Source organism: Arthrobacter pityocampae, assembly GCF_002927275.1.
Lineage (GTDB): Bacteria > Actinomycetota > Actinomycetes > Actinomycetales > Micrococcaceae > Arthrobacter_D > Arthrobacter_D pityocampae.
In genome coordinates this window covers 440,025-455,963 of the sequence record NZ_PRKW01000001.1, presented here as the reverse complement: position 1 = coordinate 455,963, position 15,939 = coordinate 440,025, and the positions used below count along the sequence as shown (strand labels likewise).

Below are 15,939 nucleotides of genomic sequence, written 5' to 3'. Positions count from 1 at the left end.
ACCCAGGGCAGCACCGCATGAAGGCCGTCGTGTACGAGCGCTACGGTCCACCGGACGTGCTGAAGCTCCGGGACGTCCCGGAGCCGGTACCCGGGGCCCACCAGGTGCTCGTGGAGGTCGCCGCGACGTCGGTCAATCTCTCGGACTGGGAGGGGCTGCGCGGCACCCCGCTGTACGCACGGATCGGAGGACTGCGGGCCCCGGCCCGCCGGGTGCTGGGCTCCGACATCGCCGGACGGGTGACCGCCGTCGGCTCCGGCGTCACCCGGTTCCGGCCCGGCGACGAGGTGTACGGGGACAACCTCGGACTGAAGGGCGGCTTCGCCGAGTACTCGGTCGTGCCCGAGGCGGCGCTCACCTCGAAGCCCGCCGAGCTGACCTTCGCGGAGGCGTCGACGCTGCCGCAGGCAGGCGCGATCGCCCTCCAGGGGACCGCCCGCGCTCGCCGCGGGCAGCGCGTGCTCATCAACGGGGCCGGTGGCGGGTCGGGGTCCCTCGCGGTCCAGCTGGCCCGGCTCTCGGGTGCCCACGTGACCGGGGTGGACAACGCCGGCAAGCTCGACTTCCTGCGGGACCTCGGGGCCGACGAGGTCATCGACTACCGCAGCCAGGACTTCACCCGGCTCGAGCCCTACGACCTGGTGCTCGACCTCGTCGCCCACCGCTCTGCGATGGCCTGCCGGCGGGCGCTGACGCGTGGCGGCCGGTATCTCTGCGTCGGCGGACCCGTCAGGACGCTCCTGCAGGTCGCGACCGTCGGAGCCGTTGCGGGCCTCCTCACCGGACGACGGATCGGGATCCTCGCCGTCCGGCAGGGCCCGGCGTCCTTCGAGCCCGTCGCTCAGCGGTGCATCGACGGCGATCTCCGCATACACATCGACCGCACCTTCCCGCTCGGCGAGGTACCGCAGGCACTCGCCTACGTCGGCGCCGGGCGGGCGCTCGGCAAGGTCGTCGTCGTCCCCTGACGCCATCGGTGCTGACACCTGGTACCTGATCCTGGGTACCTGCATCCTCGCGATCGGGGCTGTCGTGTACGTCGCCAAGGCGATCATCGCGCTACGCCAGGACGACCACGTCTCCTCGGAGTAGCTCGATCAAAGGTCCCGGCGCTCCTTCGATGCGCCCGATCCCGACGTTCTGCCGTGGTCCCTACGGGCGGTGTCCGGCTGCTTCGCCTAGCCGGCGTAGGTGGGCCGCATTGCCCCTGATCGCCTGTGTGTACCGCTCGACGTCGGGGGTGTCGAGGTGGGCCACCACGAGCTCCAGCAACGCAGCGACGGCTGCATCCGGCCTACCCGCGGCGTGCAGGGTGATGGCTTCGAAGACACCCAGGGCGGGGGAGCCGGGGAACGTCGCGCGCGCTGTTCCGAAGACCTCGAGCGACGTCCCGTACTCGCCCAGATTCCGGAGCGTCGACCCGTACTGGAGGTAGCACCGGCGCAGCAGGTCACCCTCGAGCCCGGCAGCGAGAGCCTTCTCGTAGAACCCCCGTGCGAGGTCTTCCTGCCCGGCGGTGTCGTAGGCGCCGCCGACTTCGTAGAGCACGCGCGCATCCTCGGGGTGCGCGGCGTGGAGAGGAAGCAGCGCATCGATGGTCGGCTGCATGTCATTGCGGTCCCGGCGCCCGACGATCAGGTCGAGTTCGTCATCCAGAGTCATGGCGCCACTCTCGCACACGGGGCCATCCGACCATCGTCCCGGCCGGCCGGTGGGACGAGGCTCCCCGTCCTCGGCGAGTTCCCCGGTCAGGTGCAGTGGAGCCGGGGACCCGTCCCGGGTGCCCGTTGACCAGGTCAGCCGGCGCTCGGACGGCCCTCGGGTACGACGAACGCGATCCGTTGCTCCGGAGCCCATACATACGTGTCATCGCAGCAGTAGCCCCGGAGCCAGGACTGTCCATCCACGACCCGGAGGTAGAAGCCCTTGGGGTACTCCACGTCGTCGCTGATCGGCTCGGACGCGAGGTGGATCGCGCCGGTCGGTGCGCGACCCGCGGACAGGACCGAATCCGGTGCGTCCGCCTGATCGGTCAGTGCCAGCCGGAGGTAGGGGCCTGCCACCAGTGGGCAGAGCTCGAGGCCCAGGCTCCTCGCCGCTGCGAACACCCGCGACTGGACGGCGCCCTCCTCCAGGCCGAGGTCCTCCACGGTCCGCTCCACGATGCGTAGCGTTCGCTCGCCGGGGTCGTCGAACGCGGGGTGGGCGAGCAGGGTCTCCGCGTGCGCGTTGAGGCGCACGCCGGCGTCGCGGAGTGAGCGGCGGAGCTCCGTGCGCGACTGTCCGCCGACCCGGACCGCGGAATCAGCGCTGCACTCCACGTCAGCCGTTCCCGACAGTGCCCGGCAGTTCCTCCGCGTACTCCGTGAGGGACCGCCTGTAGCCGTCGAGGGTGGGGATGAGGGCGAGCAGCGCAGTCCTCAGGGCGTCCCCGTGGCGGCCCTCGTCGTGCAGCGCCAGGGCGAGGAAGGCCTGGCGCGCCCCTTCGTCGACGCCGGCATCCGGCATCGCTTCGAGGATCGCCACGGCCTCGGCGGAGTTGCCGACGTTCCGCAGCGAGCTCGCCAGCTGGATCGAGACGCGGCGCGCGCTCTCGCCCTCCAGCCCCGCCGCGATGGCCCGCCGATACAGCGGGATCGCCTCGTCCTCGAGCCCGAGAGCGTCGTGGACGCCCGCCAGCTCGAAGAGCGCCTCGGCGTCGTCGTCGGGCCTGCCCGCGACGAGCTCCCGCATCCTCGTGCTCGAGCCCTGCGGATCGGCGTCGTCGAACTCCTGCTCGTAGAAGCGGTCGATGGTGTGGTGCCACGCTGCGTCAGCCATCCCGACAGCGTCCCATGCCGTGCGGACAGGGCCGGGGATGCGCCCGGCCGACGAGCGGCGGGTTGCAGTCCGAAGGAGTTCGCGCAAGAGCCAATCGCCGGCCGAAAGTTGTTCAACAACCTGTAGGGTCGTCTCGACCACGCAACGTGACTCCGGTCACCTCGACGCAACGGACGGGCCCATGGCAACTACCGAGAACAGACCGACGCTGAGCTCCTCCGCCCGGCGCACCGCACTGCTGGGAGCCATGTTCCTCATGGCCACCAGCGCCATCGGGCCGGGCTTCATCACCCAGACCACGGTGTTCACCGTCCAGATCGGTGCGGCGTTCGCGTTCGCCATCCTGGCGTCGATCCTCATCGACATCGCCGTCCAGATGAACGTCTGGCGCGTCATCGGCGTCTCGGGACTCCGCGCCCACGAGCTCGGCAACAAGGTCCTTCCCGGCATCGGCTGGTTCCTCGCCGGACTCGTCTTCATCGGCGGCGTGGTCTTCAACATCGGCAACATCGCCGGCGCCGGACTCGGGGCCAACGCGATGCTCGGGATGGACCCCAAGATCGGGGGCGCCATCTCCGCGGGCATCGCCATTCTGGTCTTCGTCAGCAAGAAGGCCGGCCTGGCGCTGGACCGCATCGTGGTGCTCCTCGGTGCGGTCATGATCCTGCTGATGATCTATGTGGCCGTCGTCGCCGCACCGCCCGTCGGGGAGGCGCTCAAGAACGCGGTCCTCCCGGAACAGATCGACTTCCTCATCATCACCACCCTGGTGGGCGGCACCGTGGGCGGGTACATCACCTACGCCGGTGCCCACCGCATGCTGGACTCCGGTGCCACGGGCGTCGAGCACGTCAAGCAGATCACCCGCAGCTCGGTGCTCGGCATCCTGGTCACCGGCGTCATGCGGGTGCTCCTGTTCCTGGCGATCTTCGGCGTCGTGGCCGGCGGGGCCGTGCTGACGAGCGACAACCTGGCCGCCGAAGCCTTCGGTGTCGCAGCAGGCGACATCGGTATGAGGGTCTTCGGCATCGTCCTCTGGGCCGCCGCGCTCACCTCGGTGATCGGCGCCGCGTTCACCTCGGTCTCCTTCATCACCACCTCGAAGACCCCTGAACGCCGACGGAACCTCATCACGGTCGTCTTCATCGCCGGCTGCGGCGTGGCCTACCTCCTCCTCGGGCAGGCGCCCCAGGAGCTGCTGATCTTCGCCGGCGCGTTCAACGGCCTGATCCTGCCGGTCGGCTTCGGTGTGCTGCTCTGGGTGGCCTGGCGCCGCAGGGATCTGATGAACGGGTACGCCTACCCGAAATGGCTGCTGATCGTCGGCGTCGCCACCTGGTTCCTGACCCTCTTCCTCGGCTACACCGCACTCACCGGGCTGGCGAAGCTATGGGGCTGAGGACGCCGCCCCGGGGGATGCCCGCCGATCCGGCGGCGGTGCTGCCCGCCGACGCGCGGGCCGCCTTCCGCGCCGGCCTGGTGACGCCGACGTCGGGCTGGTCCCGCGGCTACGCGCAGGTGAACGTGCTGTCGATCCCGCGGGAGCAGGCCTTCGACCTGCTGCTCTTCGCCCAGCGCAATCCCAAGCCGTGCCCGGTCCTCGGGGTGCTGGAGCCCGGCGAGACCTCCGGGCCGCTGCTCGCCGGCGGTGACATCCGGACCGACGTCCCGAAGTACACGGTCTACCACGACGGCGTGCTGGTGGACGAGCCCGCCGACGTCTCGGCCCACTGGCGCGATGACCTGGTGACGTTCCTGTTCGGGTGCTCCTTCACCTTCGAGGCGGCGCTGCAGGACGGCGGCGTCAGGATCGCGCATCTCGACCAGGGCGTGAACGTGCCGATGTACCGGACGAACCGGCAGGCCGCCCCCGCCGGTGCCATGGCGGGCCCGCTGGTGGTGTCGATGCGCCCGGTCCCGGCGGCGCAGGTGGCCGACGCCGTCCGCATCACCTCGCGCTATCCGGCCGTCCACGGCGCACCGGTCCACGTGGGCGATCCGGAGGAACTGGGGGTGGACCTGAGGTCACCGGACTTCGGTGACGCGGTGCGGATCCCCGAGGGGCACCTGCCGGTGTTCTGGGCCTGCGGGGTGACTCCGCAGGCGGCCGTGATGCAGTCGCGTCCGCCGCTGGCCATCGGCCACGCGCCGGGGCACATGCTCATCACCGACGCGCGGGACAGCGACTACCTGGTGCCCTGAGCCGGGCTGGGTCCTACCCGGACGCGTCGGCGAGTCGGTCCAGGAGTTCGGCCTCGGCGACGTCCAGGTCGGCGCTCAGGCCCGAGGCCGCCTCGTCCCGCCGCCCGGCCCGGAGCCGCTCGACGAGCCGTACGTTGCGGTCCACGTAGTGGCTGTGAAAGTCCGGGGTCGAGGCCATGGCGTGGAACACGAGGCGCATCTCGGCGAGGACGCGGTCCATCAGCGTCTGCAGGGAGCCGCTTCCGGTCAGGCCGACCACGGCCCGGTGCAGGGCCTGGTTGGCGTCGGCCATGTCGGCGACGGAGCCGGCGTCGCGCGCTTCCTGTGCCCGCCGGACGATGGCCTCCATGGTGTCGAGGGCCTCGGGGGTGACCTCGCCCCACAGGGCGGCGGCGGGTTCGATCATCCGGCGGACGCGGTAGATCTCGCGCACCTCCTCGACCCCGGGGGAGGCCACGAACACACCGCGGTTGGGGATCCGGGTGACCATCGATTCGCCGGCGAGCGTGGAGAAGGCCTCGCGCAGCGTGTTGCGTGAGACACCGAGCGCGCTCGACAGCGCCTGCTCCGACAGCTTCGACCCGGGCGTGAGCTCCCCGGCGGCGATGCGGCCCCGCAGCACGGTGGCGATCCACACCGCGGTGTGCGCGTGCTCGGCCGCCGTCGCGCGATCGAACTCCGCTGCTGCCTTCATCGCCATGGTCGTCCCCCGTACCTCGTCACCAACCGATGCTAGCCGACCACCCCGAGGACTTCGCCCAGCACCTCGCCGCGCGCGACGGCGGCGCCCGGCTCCTGCCCGCCGCGCCGGAAGGTACCGGCGACCGTCGACAGGACCTCGGTCTCCATCTTCATCGCCTCGAGCACCGCGACGGGCTGCCCGGCGCCGATGGTCGCGCCGTCGTCGGCCAGCCACGTCACCAGGGTGCCGCCCATCGAGGCGGTGACCGTGCCGGCGTCGTTCGTCGTCGGATCGGCGGACGGGACGACGGCGCCCGGCCCGCCGGTGCCGCCGCTCATCAGCGCGGCGAAGACCTCGGCGTGGAGCCCCAGCTGTACGGCCTTCCCGTCGATCTCCACGGTCAGGGTCTCCCGGCGGGCCACCTGCCCGGCCGTCCCGCTCGAGAGGGCGGCCTCCAGGCGTCCCGCGAACGCCGCTTCGATCCACGTCGTGTAGACCCCGAGCCGGTCGGGGTCGGTGAAGTCGGCGTCCCTGACCACGGCGCGGTGGAAGGGGACCACCGTGGGGAGGCCCTCGATACGCAGCTCGTCGAGGGCGGCGCGGGCACGGCGGAGCGCCTGCGGGCGGTCCTCGCCGTGGACGATGAGCTTGGCCATCAGGGAGTCGTACTCGGCGGGGACACGGGACCCGGACCGCACCCCCGTGTCGACGCGGATCCCGGCCCCGGTGGGGGCCTCGAACACGTCGACCGGCCCGGGGGAGGGCAGGAACCCGCGGCCGGCGTCCTCGGCGTTGAGCCGGAACTCGATGGCGTGGCCCCGGGGTGCCGGGTCCTCGGTGATGCTGACGGGCAGGCCGTCGGCGATGCGGAACTGTTCACGGACGAGGTCGATGCCCGACGTCGCCTCCGTCACCGGGTGCTCCACCTGCAGGCGGGTGTTGACCTCCAGGAAGGAGATCACGCCGTCGGGTGCCACCAGGTACTCGACGGTCCCGGCACTGGTGTAGCCGGCCTCGCGACAGATGGCGCGCGCCGACTCGTGGATGCGGGTGCGCTGGCCGTCGGTCAGGAAGGGTGCGGGGGCTTCCTCGACCAGCTTCTGGTTGCGGCGCTGCAGCGAGCAGTCGCGGGTCCCGACGACGACGACGTTCCCGTGCGTATCGGCCAGCACCTGCGCCTCGACGTGCCGCGGCTTGTCGAGGAACCGCTCGACGAAGCATTCACCGCGGCCGAACGCGACCGTCGCCTCACGGACCGCCGAATCGAATGCGTCGTCGATGTCCTCCATCCGGTAGGCGATGCGCATGCCGCGGCCGCCGCCGCCGTAGGCGGCCTTGATGGCGACGGGGACACCGTACTGCTCGGCGAAGGCGCGGACCTCCTCGGCGTTCGCGGCAGGTCCGTCGGACCCGGGGACCAGCGGGGCGCCCACCTTGACCGCGATCTCGCGGGCGGTGACCTTGTTGCCGAGGCTCCGAATCGCGTCCGGCGACGGGCCGACCCAGATGAGTCCCGCGTCCTGCACCGCGTCGGCGAAGTCGGCGTTCTCCGAGAGGAAGCCGTAACCGGGGTGGACGGCGTCGGCGCCGGACTTCGCGGCGACGGCGAGCAGCTTGTCCATGTCGAGATACGTGTCGGCGCTCGCGGATCCGGCCAGTGCGTAGGCCTCGTCGCTGAGGCGGACGTGGAGGGCGTCGGCGTCGGGGTCGGAGTACACGGCCACCGAGGTGAGCCCCTCGTCGGAGCACGCGCGGGCGATGCGGACGGCGATCTCCCCGCGATTGGCGATCAGGACCTTCTTCATGGCTTCTGCTTTCACGGGCGTCGGGTGGCGAGCGGATGGGGGGTGGGGTGCAGGGTCTCGGGATCCACGGCCTGGAATCTCAGCGTGGTGCCGGGCGCCAGTTGCGCGGCGACGGGCAGGTCCTCGGGGACGACGACGCCGATCACCGGATATCCGCCGGTCACCGGATGGTCGGCGAGGAAGAGCACCGGCAGGCCCGAGGGCGGCACCTGCAGCGATCCGGCGACGACCCCTTCGCTGGGCAGTTCATCAGCGGTGCGGCGTTCCAGCGGTGTGCCGGTGGCGTCGTCCGGGGCGCCGACCGCGAGGCGGACCCCGATCCGGTTCGACTCGGCGGTCACGGTCCAGTGCCGGTCGGTGAGTGCCGTGTGGGACGCGTCGGTGAACCAGTCGTGGCGAGGACCGCCGGTGATGCGGAGGACCACCGGTTCCTGCGCGCCGGGCCGGAGGGCGTCGGGCAGCGTCGAGGGCTCGGCAGCGCCGACCGTGCGGCCGCGGTCCGTCGCGCCGATCGGAAGGACGGTTCCCGCCGCGAGGGGGGCCGGACCGATCCCCGACATCACGTCGGTCGACCGGCTGCCCAGCACCTCCGGCACGTCGATGCCGCCGCGGATCGCCAGGTAGGTGCGCAGCCCGGCGTCGGGCACGTCGAGGCGGAGCGTCTCGCCGTCGTGCAGGGCGAACGGGGTGCACATGGGTGCCGGGCGCGTGGTGCGGTCGCCGCTGATCCCGACGGGCGTCCAGGCACCGGTCACCGCGACGGTCAGTTCCCCGCGGGCCTGGACGGTGAGGCCGCCGAGGACCGTCTCGATGACGGCGTCACCGGGTGCGTTCCCGACCAGCCGGTTGGCCTGCCGGGCGCTCGCGGTGTCGGCGGCGCCGGCCTTCGAGACGCCTGCGTCGCCGAGTCCGGGCCGGCCCAGGTCCTGGATGAGCGACTGCGGTCCGGGGGCGAGGACCTCCAGGGCGTGGTCCTGCCCGATGGGGATCTCCTGGAGGGCCTCCGAAGCGGGGGCAGGATCGACGAGCGTCACGGACTCCCGCACGGCCACGTACTGCACGGCGGTCCCCGGTCGGAGGAGGGCCGGCTGATCCCGGTCGAGGTCCCACATCCGGGATGCGGTCCGCCCGATGAGCTGCCAGCCCCCGGGTGAGCGGCGCGGATAGACGGCGGAGAAGTTGCCCGCCAGCGCCACTGCCCCGGCGGGGACCGCGGTGCGGGGCGTGGTGCGGCGGGGGACCGTGAGCGACTCGTTCTCCCCGACCAGGTAGGCGAAGCCCGGGGCGAACCCGCCGAACGCGGCGGTCCACAGCTGGCCGGTGTGCGCGGCGACGACGGCGTCGGGGCCGAGGCCGGTGAGGCGGCCCACCTCGGCGAGGTCGTCGCCGTCGTACACCACCTCGATCCGGACCGGATCACCGGCCGCGCCTGCGTCCGTCCTGGGCGCCGTGTCCAGCTGGGCGACGGCGGCGCGGGCGGCGCGGGCGTCGGCGCCGGAGTCGAAGACGACCAGGACGGTCCGGGCGGCGGCGAGCACGTCGACCTGCCCGCGGAGCGGGTGCTCCTGCAGGTGCGCGTGGACGGTGAGGACGGAACCCAGTGATTCCAGGTCGATCAGGAGGGCGCGCGGTCCGGCCCAGCGGATCCCGGGAGGTCTCACACGAAGCTCCGGATGTCGACGCCGGCGGCCTCGAGGTCGCGGCGGACGGCGGCGGCCATGGACACCGCGCCGGTGGTGTCGCCGTGGAGGCAGATGCTTTCCGCCGTGGTCCTGATGGTCGAGCCGTCGCGGGCGATGAGGACGCCGTCGGTCGCAAGGCGGACCATGTTGGCTGCGACCGCGTCCTCGTCGTGGAGGACCGCGCCGGGTTCGCGGCGGGACACCAGGGTGCCGTCCGGGTTGTAGGCCCGATCGGCGAAGGCCTCGGCCACCCCGCGGAGGCCTGCCGCCTCCGCAGCCTTCAGCGCCACGGAGCCGGGGAGGAGCAGCAGCGGGAGGTCGCCGCCGAACGCCCTGACGGCGTCCACCACGGCCTGGGCCTGGACTTCGTGGGTGACGATGGTGTTGTAGAGGGCACCGTGCGGCTTCACGTAGCGGATGGTGCCGCCTGCCGCCCGCGAGATCGCGTCGAGGGCGCCGAGCTGGTAGAGGACGTCGTCGGCCAGTTCGGTGGGAGAGCAGTCCAGGAAGCGGCGGCCGAACCCCGCCAGATCGCGGTAACCGACGTGGGCGCCGATGGTCACCCCCGCGGCCACGGCGTCCCGGCAGGTCTGCGCGATCATGGACGGATCTCCGGCGTGGAAGCCGCACGCGACGTTGGCGCTGGAGACGGAGCCGAAGATCGCGGCGTCGTCCCCCATCGTCCAGTTGCCGAACGATTCGCCGACGTCGCTGTTGAGGTCGATGGAAATCACTGTGATCCTCGTCTCTGCTGGGTAGTTCCTTCAGGATGCCCGACCCAGGGAGATTGTTCAACAATAATTCGTGCTCGACTTTCCGCGCGTCACCTCGTGAGGGTCTCGACCGCTTCCTGCTTGGAGGGCAGCGTGCCGTCGAACGGCGTCAGCGTGAACCACTCGCCGTCCTGCCGGGTGGCGAACACGAGAACGGACGACGTCAGGACAGGAGCACCGTGTCCAGCGTGTCGAAGGCCAACTGCCAGCCCGCCGTGGTGGCGTCGTACTGCTCGGCCGACAGATGGCCGCCCGTCTGGCTGAACACCATCTCGGTACCGTCGTCGACGGCGGTGAACGTCGCGCTCAGGAGCTCGCGTGCCTCGCCGGGTTCATCGGTCATGGTCATCGACAGCCTTCGCGGGCGGTCGACGTCGACGAACTCGCCCCGCCAGTGGAAATCGGGCATGTCGCCGCCCAGGATCATCGTGGCTCGCCAGGTGCCGCCGGGGCGGACGTCCATGGCTACGGACTCGAGGGGGACCTCGATCCCGCTGCCACCCCACCAGGTCGTGAACGACGACGGGGTGACCCACGCGTCGAAGACCGCCTCGGGCGGTGCTGCGAACGTGCGGGTGACGGTGGAACCGACTGATGCACTCATGGTGGGGCCTTCCGATCCGGGCGAATGGTTCGACGCCGTGCGGTCGCCGTACTTCTTCGACGGCGCACCCCCGCGGAAATCATCGGTGCTCGGGCTAGGAAGGGTCCTCGTCCGGCTTCGGTTCCATGAGCTGGATGAGGTTGCCGCACGTGTCGTCGAAGATCGCGACGACGGCGGCGCCGATGTCGAGCGGCGGCTGGGTGAAGACCACGCCCCTGCCGGCCAGCCGGGCGTACTCGGCCTCGACGTCCCCGACCGCGAACTGGGCGAGGGGGATGCCGTCATGGATCATGGCTTCCCGGTACGGCTTCACGGCAGGGTGGTGGGACGGCTCCAGGAGCAGTTCGGGCCCGTCCGGCGCTTCGGGGGACACCACGGTGAGCCACGAATGCATTCCGAGCGGGATGTCCTGGCGCTTCACGAACCCGAGCACATCGGTGTAGAAGGCGAGCGCCTCCCGCTGGTCGTCGACGAACAGACTCGTCAGGGCTATCTCCATGGCTCGCTCCTTCTCCTCGCCGACCGTGCGGTCCAGCGTAGGCCGCATGACCGGCGTCGGAAAGGGCTGGAGGGCAGCGGATCCTGGGCTCAGTAGCCCAGGAAGGCGTCCGTCGTCACCCGCCGGACGCCCGCCGTGCGCATCGCCGCGCGGAGGCGTCCGATGAACGCGGGGGAGCCCGAGACGAGGACCCTCCGCCCGGGAAGATCCGGCACCGCCGCGCGCAGCGCTTCCGCCGTCGGCTCGGCCCCCGCGAGGGTCCACTCCCGGGGCAGGGCCGGAGTGTCACCGGGTGTGGGCAGGAACAGCAGGACGCGCGTCCCCAGGGCCGCCAGCTCGTCGCGGAAGGCGATCTCCTGCTCGCTGCGCACCGCGTACACGAGGACGACGTCGCGCTCCTCGCCGCGTTCGGCGAGGTCGCGGAGCTGGCTGATGAACGGGGTCACCCCGATGCCGCCGGCGACCAGCAGCAGGGGGACCGCCGGGTCGCGGGGCAGGTGGAAGTCACCGCCGACGAGTGTTCCCGTGACCCGCGCGCCGTCCGGGAGGTCGAGGAGGGCGGTCTTGAAGGAGCTGCCTGCCTCGGTGGTCCGCAGGCCGAAGGTCACGGCGTCATGCTGCTGGGGCGCGGAGGTGATGCTGAAGGTCCGGCGGCTGCCGCGGCTGTCGGCGCCGCGGTGCGGCAGGTCCAGCTCCATGTACTGGCCGGCCCGGAAACGCACGGGGCGCGCGGGTTCGAAGACCAGTTCCGTGCTGGTGGGCGTCAGCTGCCGCTTCCCGGCGAGGGAGAGCCGCACGCCGCGGCGCTGCCCCATGGCGAAGGCGACGGCGTTGCCGAGCACGAGGGCGAACTCGGGTCCGAGGAACACCGGACCGACGGAGAGCTGGAGGGCGAACACGACGCCCACGACGGCGGCGACGAGCCCCTGCTGCCACCGCAGCGGTGGCAGGGTCAGCGGCTCGGTCAGCATGAAGCCGAGGAGGAACAGGACGGGGTACGAGGTGAGGACGAGCTGCAGGCCGGCTCCGGGCATCATCCCGTTCTGCACCAGTCCGTAGAGCAGGAGGCCGATGGTGACCGCGAGGAACACGGCCGCCATGGACAGCCTCCGCGTCCGGTAGAGCAGGAGCGCACCGCCGACCGCGACGACGGGGAGCATGAAGGCGTTCGCGACCCACCACCCGGCCACCCCCACCCCGAGCAGGGTGGCGACGACCGCGCCCGTCGCGGCCGGATTGAAGACATGGCGTCCCCGGACGGCCAGGAGGAATTTCGAGGCGCCGGCCGCCACGCCCGCTGCGAGGATCCCGCCGAGGCCGGCTCCGGTGTCCGAGGGGAACATGATCAGGAAGAGGATCAGCCCGGTGATGAGCGAGGACTCGCCGTGGGGCCGGAGCCGGAGGATCAGCGCCATCAGCCGGGTGCCGATGATCGTGCCGCCGACGGCGGCCACGAGGGTGCCGCCGATCTCGGCGGGGGTGAATGCGAGCAGGCCGGCCAGCGAGAGGATCAGCGCCTGCACGGTCAGGATCAGCAGGAGCGTCAGTGTGAGCCGGTACATGGTCATGCGGCCCAGGAGGCCGTCGAGTGTTGCGGTCATGAGAACAGGGCTCCTGCGAGGGGTGCGGAACAGCGGGCTCGTCCGTCCGAGTACATGAGGACGTAGTCGAAGGCGAACGCCTCCGCGAGGTCTGTGGGATCGGTGAGGAACAGGGCCGTGCACAGGCCGTCGGCCGTCATCGCGTCCGCGGCGAGGGCCCAGGTGGCGACGACGGTGTCCACGCTCCGCCCGGTCCTCGCGTCCAGGACGTGGTGCAGGCCGTCGCCCCATACGCGGCGGTTCGAGGCGGACGCGCACAGTGCGCCGGTCCCCAGGCTCACCGCGCCGATCGCCGACGACGGGTCGTAGGGGTGTTCGAGGGCGACGGTGATGGTGCCCTCGCCGGCCCGGCGCATGTCGCCGCTGGCATCGACGATCACGTCCTCGTGGCCCTCGGCGCTCAGGTACTCCAGCATGAGGTCCACGAGCTGCCCCTTGCCGGCCGCCCCGATGTCCAGGATCGCGGGCTCCTGCAGCGTGAGGCCCTCGTCCGTCCAGGTCAGGACGTCGTCCCAGGCACGGGCGGGGGCGGGCGGTCGCGTGGGCGTCAGGGAGTAGCCGACGTCGTAGCCCAGCGCGGTGAGGGGGTCGCCGACGAGCGGCGAGACGCCGCCGTCCGTGAGGTCGTAGAGCGTCCGCAGCAGGCGACCGAGCTCCGCGCCGTGGGGCGGCAGGGGCAGCGAGCCGCCGGCAGCGGCGAGTGCGGTGACGCGGGAGTCGGTGCGGAACCGCGAGTAGAGGGCGTCGTACTCCTCGGCGAGGTGCAGCAGCCGGGCCCGTTGACCGGACGTGAGTATCGCGCCGGTGTCCACGCGCCAGGCGGTGCCGATCGCCTCGAAGCTGAAGGAATCCGCCATGTCGGCGTGCCTAGAGCCGGGCTTCGCTCTTGATCTTGCCCAGTGCGTCGTTGAACCCGCCGCTCGTCAGGGACGAGCCGGCTACCTTGTCCACGGAGAGCTCGTCCAGCTTCTTGCCGACGACGGCATCCGCGATGCCGCCCGCGAAGCGGCCCTGGTACTCGGTGGTGGTGGGGTTGTCGGGCATGGGTTCCACCTCGACGGCGGTGACGACGTCGGCCTCGAGGGTGAGCGTCACGCCCACCTCCTCCTGCCCGGCGGGGGACTGGTAGGCGCCCGTGTCGGAGTAGGTGCCGTCCTTGTAGGTTCCACCGGCGGTTCCGGCACCCTCGGCGGCTCCACCGGTCGCCGGCGTCGTGGCGTCGGTCATCGGCTGTTCGGATGCCGGGGTTCCTGCGGGAGGCTCCTCGGCCTCCGCGCCGGCGCAGCCCGCAGCGCCGAGGATCGACACCGCGGCGAGTGCCGTCAGCACCCTTTTGTGGCGGGGGACGCCGTGCGTGCCGGCCGCTGTGCGGGCGGCGGGTCGGGTGGGGCTTGTTCTGGTCACTGGGTGCTCCTGTCGGGGTGCCGCGGCGATACGGGGCGGGCGCTCGGCATGTCGGGAAGTGTCGAACCTGCAACCGACATCTCTGCTCGATCCAACGCTCTCCATGGTGCTTCGTATCCACGGCCGATGCGGACGGTTCCCTCGCATGCTTTCACGGACACTTGACCCACGTCACGAAACCCCGGGCGGCCGGGACCGCGCCGCTATGCTGGTCGGGTGACTCCCGAAGAACTCTCTGCCGCTATTTCCGCCTGCCTGACGGCCGCCGTCGACGCCGGCGACTTCACGATCGACCTCCCCTCGGAGGTGCGTGTGGAGCGGCCGAAGAACCGTGAGCACGGCGACTGGGCCACGAACATCGCCCTGCAGCTCGGCAAGAAGGCGGGGATGAACCCCCGCGACTTCGCCCAGATCCTCAGCGAACGCCTCGCCGGCATCGACGGCGTGAAGAGCGTGGAGATCGCCGGCCCCGGCTTCCTCAACATCACGCTCGACGCCGGAGCGGCCGGCGAGCTGGCCCGCACCATCGTCGAGGCGGGGCCGGCCTACGGCACCAACGAGGCGCTCGCGGGCCAGAAGATCAACCTCGAATTCGTCTCGGCCAACCCGACAGGCCCGATCCACATCGGTGGGACGCGCTGGGCTGCGGTGGGAGACGCCCTCGCCCGCGTGCTGCAGTCACAGGGCGCCACCGTCGTGCGTGAGTACTACTTCAATGACCATGGCGCCCAGATCGAGCGGTTCGCACGCTCGCTCCACGCGAGCGCCGCAGGCAGGCCCGCCCCCGATGACGGCTACGGTGGCCAGTACATCGTGGACATCGCGCAGCGTGTCGTCGCCGCTGAGCCCGACATCCTGACGCTCTCAGAGCAAGACGCCATCGAGTGCTTCCGTGCGGTCGGCGTCGACTTCATGTTCACCGACATCAAAGCCTCGCTCCATGACTTCGGAGTGGACTTCGACGTCTACTTCCACGAGCACTCGCTGTTCGAGAACAATTTCGTCGGCGGCCTGCTCGAGCAGCTGAAGGAATCAGGCAATCTCTTCCTCGAGGACGGAGCCTGGTGGCTGAGGTCGACCGACTTCGGTGACGACCGTGACCGCGTCGTCATCAAGTCCGACGGTGCGCCGGCGTACATCGCGGGTGATATCGGCTACTTCGTCAACAAGCGCCGCCGGGGGTTCGACCTCAACATCATCATGCTGGGCGCCGACCATCATGGGTACGTGGCCCGCCTGAAGGCCGCCGCCGCGGCCCTGGGCGATGACCCCGACAGTGTCGAGGTGCTCATCGGCCAGATGGTGAACCTCATGAAGAACGGCGCACCCGTCCGCATGTCCAAGCGGGCCGGCACGGTAGTGACGCTGGAGGACCTCGTCGACGCCGTCGGCGTGGACGCCGCTCGGTACACCCTCGCCCGGTTCTCCGCGGACTCGAACATCGACATCGACCTCGATCTACTGACCCGGCGCACCAACGAGAACCCCGTGTTCTACGTGCAGTACGCCCACGCCCGCACCCACGCCGTCGGCCGCAACGCGGTCTCGGCCGGCGTGGACACCGGCTCCTTCGACGCGGCCTCGCTGAGCCACCCCACGGAGGGCGAACTGCTGGCCGCCCTTGGCCAGTTCCCCGGCGTCGTCGCGCAGGCCGCGACCTTCCGCGAGCCGCACCGCGTGGCCCGCCACCTCGAGGTGATCGCCGGGACCTACCACCGCTGGTACGACGCCTGCCGCGTCGCCCCGCTCGGTGACGCGCCCGTCGAGGACGTCCACCGCTCACGCCTCTGGCTGAACAACGCCACCCAGCAGGTCCTCGCCAACGGCCTCGACCTCCTCGGCGTCTCCGCGCCGGAGCGGATGTGAC

The 15,939-nt window shown here is 71.2% G+C and carries 16 protein-coding genes; 4 read left to right on the top strand and 12 right to left on the bottom strand.

Going from position 1 to position 15,939, the window contains the following annotated elements:
- The first annotated feature begins 17 nt into the window (after positions 1-17).
- Positions 18-968 carry an NAD(P)-dependent alcohol dehydrogenase gene (locus C4K88_RS02205; RefSeq protein ID WP_104119981.1) on the top strand — a complete coding sequence of 317 codons (951 nt, stop codon included), beginning with the start codon at positions 18-20 and terminating at the stop codon, positions 966-968.
- 184 nt (positions 969-1,152) lie between these two features.
- Here C4K88_RS02205 and C4K88_RS02200 read toward each other — a convergent pair whose 3' ends face one another.
- The 3 genes from C4K88_RS02200 to C4K88_RS02190 all read right to left on the bottom strand — a co-directional run bounded on the left by C4K88_RS02200 (position 1,153) and on the right by C4K88_RS02190 (position 2,820).
- On the bottom strand, positions 1,153-1,662 hold the full coding sequence (locus C4K88_RS02200; protein ID WP_104119980.1) for a tetratricopeptide repeat protein: 510 nt from the start codon (positions 1,660-1,662) through the stop codon (positions 1,153-1,155).
- A gap of 134 nt (positions 1,663-1,796) precedes the next feature.
- Entirely contained in the window at positions 1,797-2,321 is a 525-nt protein-coding gene (locus C4K88_RS02195) for a hypothetical protein (protein ID WP_241521660.1), read from the bottom strand.
- Position 2,322: 1 nt separating this feature from the next.
- On the bottom strand, positions 2,323-2,820 hold the full coding sequence (locus C4K88_RS02190; protein WP_241521659.1) for a tetratricopeptide repeat protein: 498 nt from the start codon (positions 2,818-2,820) through the stop codon (positions 2,323-2,325).
- A gap of 181 nt (positions 2,821-3,001) precedes the next feature.
- On the opposite strand from C4K88_RS02190, the gene C4K88_RS02185 reads away from it, so the two are divergent.
- Together C4K88_RS02185 and C4K88_RS02180 are read left to right on the top strand one after the other, a co-directional pair.
- The gene (locus C4K88_RS02185; protein WP_104119978.1) at positions 3,002-4,219 is read left to right on the top strand and encodes an NRAMP family divalent metal transporter; all 1,218 of its coding nucleotides are present in this window, start codon (positions 3,002-3,004) and stop codon (positions 4,217-4,219) included.
- A gap of 17 nt (positions 4,220-4,236) precedes the next feature.
- Positions 4,237-5,022, top strand: coding sequence for a putative hydro-lyase (locus C4K88_RS02180; RefSeq protein WP_104119977.1), 786 nt, complete (start codon positions 4,237-4,239; stop codon positions 5,020-5,022).
- Between the two features lie 13 nt (positions 5,023-5,035).
- Here the strand turns inward: C4K88_RS02180 and C4K88_RS02175 are convergent, their stop codons facing one another.
- The 9 genes from C4K88_RS02175 to C4K88_RS02135 form a co-directional block, all read right to left on the bottom strand.
- A complete protein-coding gene (locus tag C4K88_RS02175; protein ID WP_104119976.1) occupies positions 5,036-5,722 on the bottom strand; it encodes a GntR family transcriptional regulator in 687 nt (228 codons plus the stop codon).
- A 32-nt stretch (positions 5,723-5,754) separates the two neighbouring features.
- Positions 5,755-7,509, bottom strand: coding sequence for an acetyl/propionyl/methylcrotonyl-CoA carboxylase subunit alpha (locus C4K88_RS02170; protein ID WP_104119975.1), 1,755 nt, complete (start codon positions 7,507-7,509; stop codon positions 5,755-5,757).
- Positions 7,510-7,520: 11 nt separating this feature from the next.
- The gene (locus tag C4K88_RS02165) at positions 7,521-9,170 is read right to left on the bottom strand and encodes a 5-oxoprolinase subunit B/C family protein (RefSeq protein ID WP_104119974.1); all 1,650 of its coding nucleotides are present in this window, start codon (positions 9,168-9,170) and stop codon (positions 7,521-7,523) included.
- Positions 9,167-9,925 carry a LamB/YcsF family protein gene (locus tag C4K88_RS02160; protein WP_104119973.1) on the bottom strand — a complete coding sequence of 253 codons (759 nt, stop codon included), beginning with the start codon at positions 9,923-9,925 and terminating at the stop codon, positions 9,167-9,169. The genes C4K88_RS02165 and C4K88_RS02160 overlap by 4 nt, the downstream gene beginning before the upstream one ends.
- A 202-nt stretch (positions 9,926-10,127) precedes the next feature.
- A complete protein-coding gene (locus tag C4K88_RS02155) occupies positions 10,128-10,568 on the bottom strand; it encodes an SRPBCC family protein (RefSeq protein WP_104119972.1) in 441 nt (146 codons plus the stop codon).
- Positions 10,569-10,662: 94 nt separating this feature from the next.
- Complete coding sequence (locus C4K88_RS02150) at positions 10,663-11,067, bottom strand: VOC family protein (RefSeq protein ID WP_104120297.1); 405 nt, start codon at positions 11,065-11,067, stop codon at positions 10,663-10,665.
- 89 nt (positions 11,068-11,156) lie between these two features.
- Entirely contained in the window at positions 11,157-12,668 is a 1,512-nt protein-coding gene (locus tag C4K88_RS02145; RefSeq protein WP_104119971.1) for an FAD-dependent oxidoreductase, read from the bottom strand.
- Positions 12,665-13,525, bottom strand: coding sequence for an FAD:protein FMN transferase (locus C4K88_RS02140; RefSeq protein WP_104119970.1), 861 nt, complete (start codon positions 13,523-13,525; stop codon positions 12,665-12,667). Before C4K88_RS02140 ends, C4K88_RS02145 begins: the two co-directional genes overlap by 4 nt.
- 10 nt (positions 13,526-13,535) lie before the next feature.
- The gene (locus C4K88_RS02135) at positions 13,536-14,072 is read right to left on the bottom strand and encodes an FMN-binding protein (protein ID WP_241521658.1); all 537 of its coding nucleotides are present in this window, start codon (positions 14,070-14,072) and stop codon (positions 13,536-13,538) included.
- 216 nt (positions 14,073-14,288) lie between these two features.
- Between C4K88_RS02135 and argS the strand changes: the two genes are divergently transcribed.
- The gene (argS, locus tag C4K88_RS02130; protein WP_104119969.1) at positions 14,289-15,938 is read left to right on the top strand and encodes an arginine--tRNA ligase; all 1,650 of its coding nucleotides are present in this window, start codon (positions 14,289-14,291) and stop codon (positions 15,936-15,938) included.
- Position 15,939: the final 1 nt, after the last annotated feature.

Excerpts from the sequence above, each read along its gene's own strand:
- C4K88_RS02205 (WP_104119981.1), top strand. The coding sequence starts at position 18 with ATGAAGGCCGTCGTGTACGAGCGCTACGGTCCACCGGACGTGCTGAAG.
- C4K88_RS02200 (WP_104119980.1), bottom strand. The coding sequence starts at position 1,662 with ATGACTCTGGATGACGAACTCGACCTGATCGTCGGGCGCCGGGACCGC.
- C4K88_RS02190 (WP_241521659.1), bottom strand. The coding sequence starts at position 2,820 with ATGGCTGACGCAGCGTGGCACCACACCATCGACCGCTTCTACGAGCAG.
- C4K88_RS02185 (WP_104119978.1), top strand. The coding sequence starts at position 3,002 with ATGGCAACTACCGAGAACAGACCGACGCTGAGCTCCTCCGCCCGGCGC.
- C4K88_RS02180 (WP_104119977.1), top strand. The coding sequence starts at position 4,237 with ATGCCCGCCGATCCGGCGGCGGTGCTGCCCGCCGACGCGCGGGCCGCC.
- C4K88_RS02175 (WP_104119976.1), bottom strand. The coding sequence starts at position 5,722 with ATGGCGATGAAGGCAGCAGCGGAGTTCGATCGCGCGACGGCGGCCGAG.
- C4K88_RS02170 (WP_104119975.1), bottom strand. The coding sequence starts at position 7,509 with ATGAAGAAGGTCCTGATCGCCAATCGCGGGGAGATCGCCGTCCGCATC.
- C4K88_RS02155 (WP_104119972.1), bottom strand. The coding sequence starts at position 10,568 with ATGAGTGCATCAGTCGGTTCCACCGTCACCCGCACGTTCGCAGCACCG.
- C4K88_RS02150 (WP_104120297.1), bottom strand. The coding sequence starts at position 11,067 with ATGGAGATAGCCCTGACGAGTCTGTTCGTCGACGACCAGCGGGAGGCG.
- C4K88_RS02145 (WP_104119971.1), bottom strand. The coding sequence starts at position 12,668 with ATGACCGCAACACTCGACGGCCTCCTGGGCCGCATGACCATGTACCGG.
- C4K88_RS02140 (WP_104119970.1), bottom strand. The coding sequence starts at position 13,525 with ATGGCGGATTCCTTCAGCTTCGAGGCGATCGGCACCGCCTGGCGCGTG.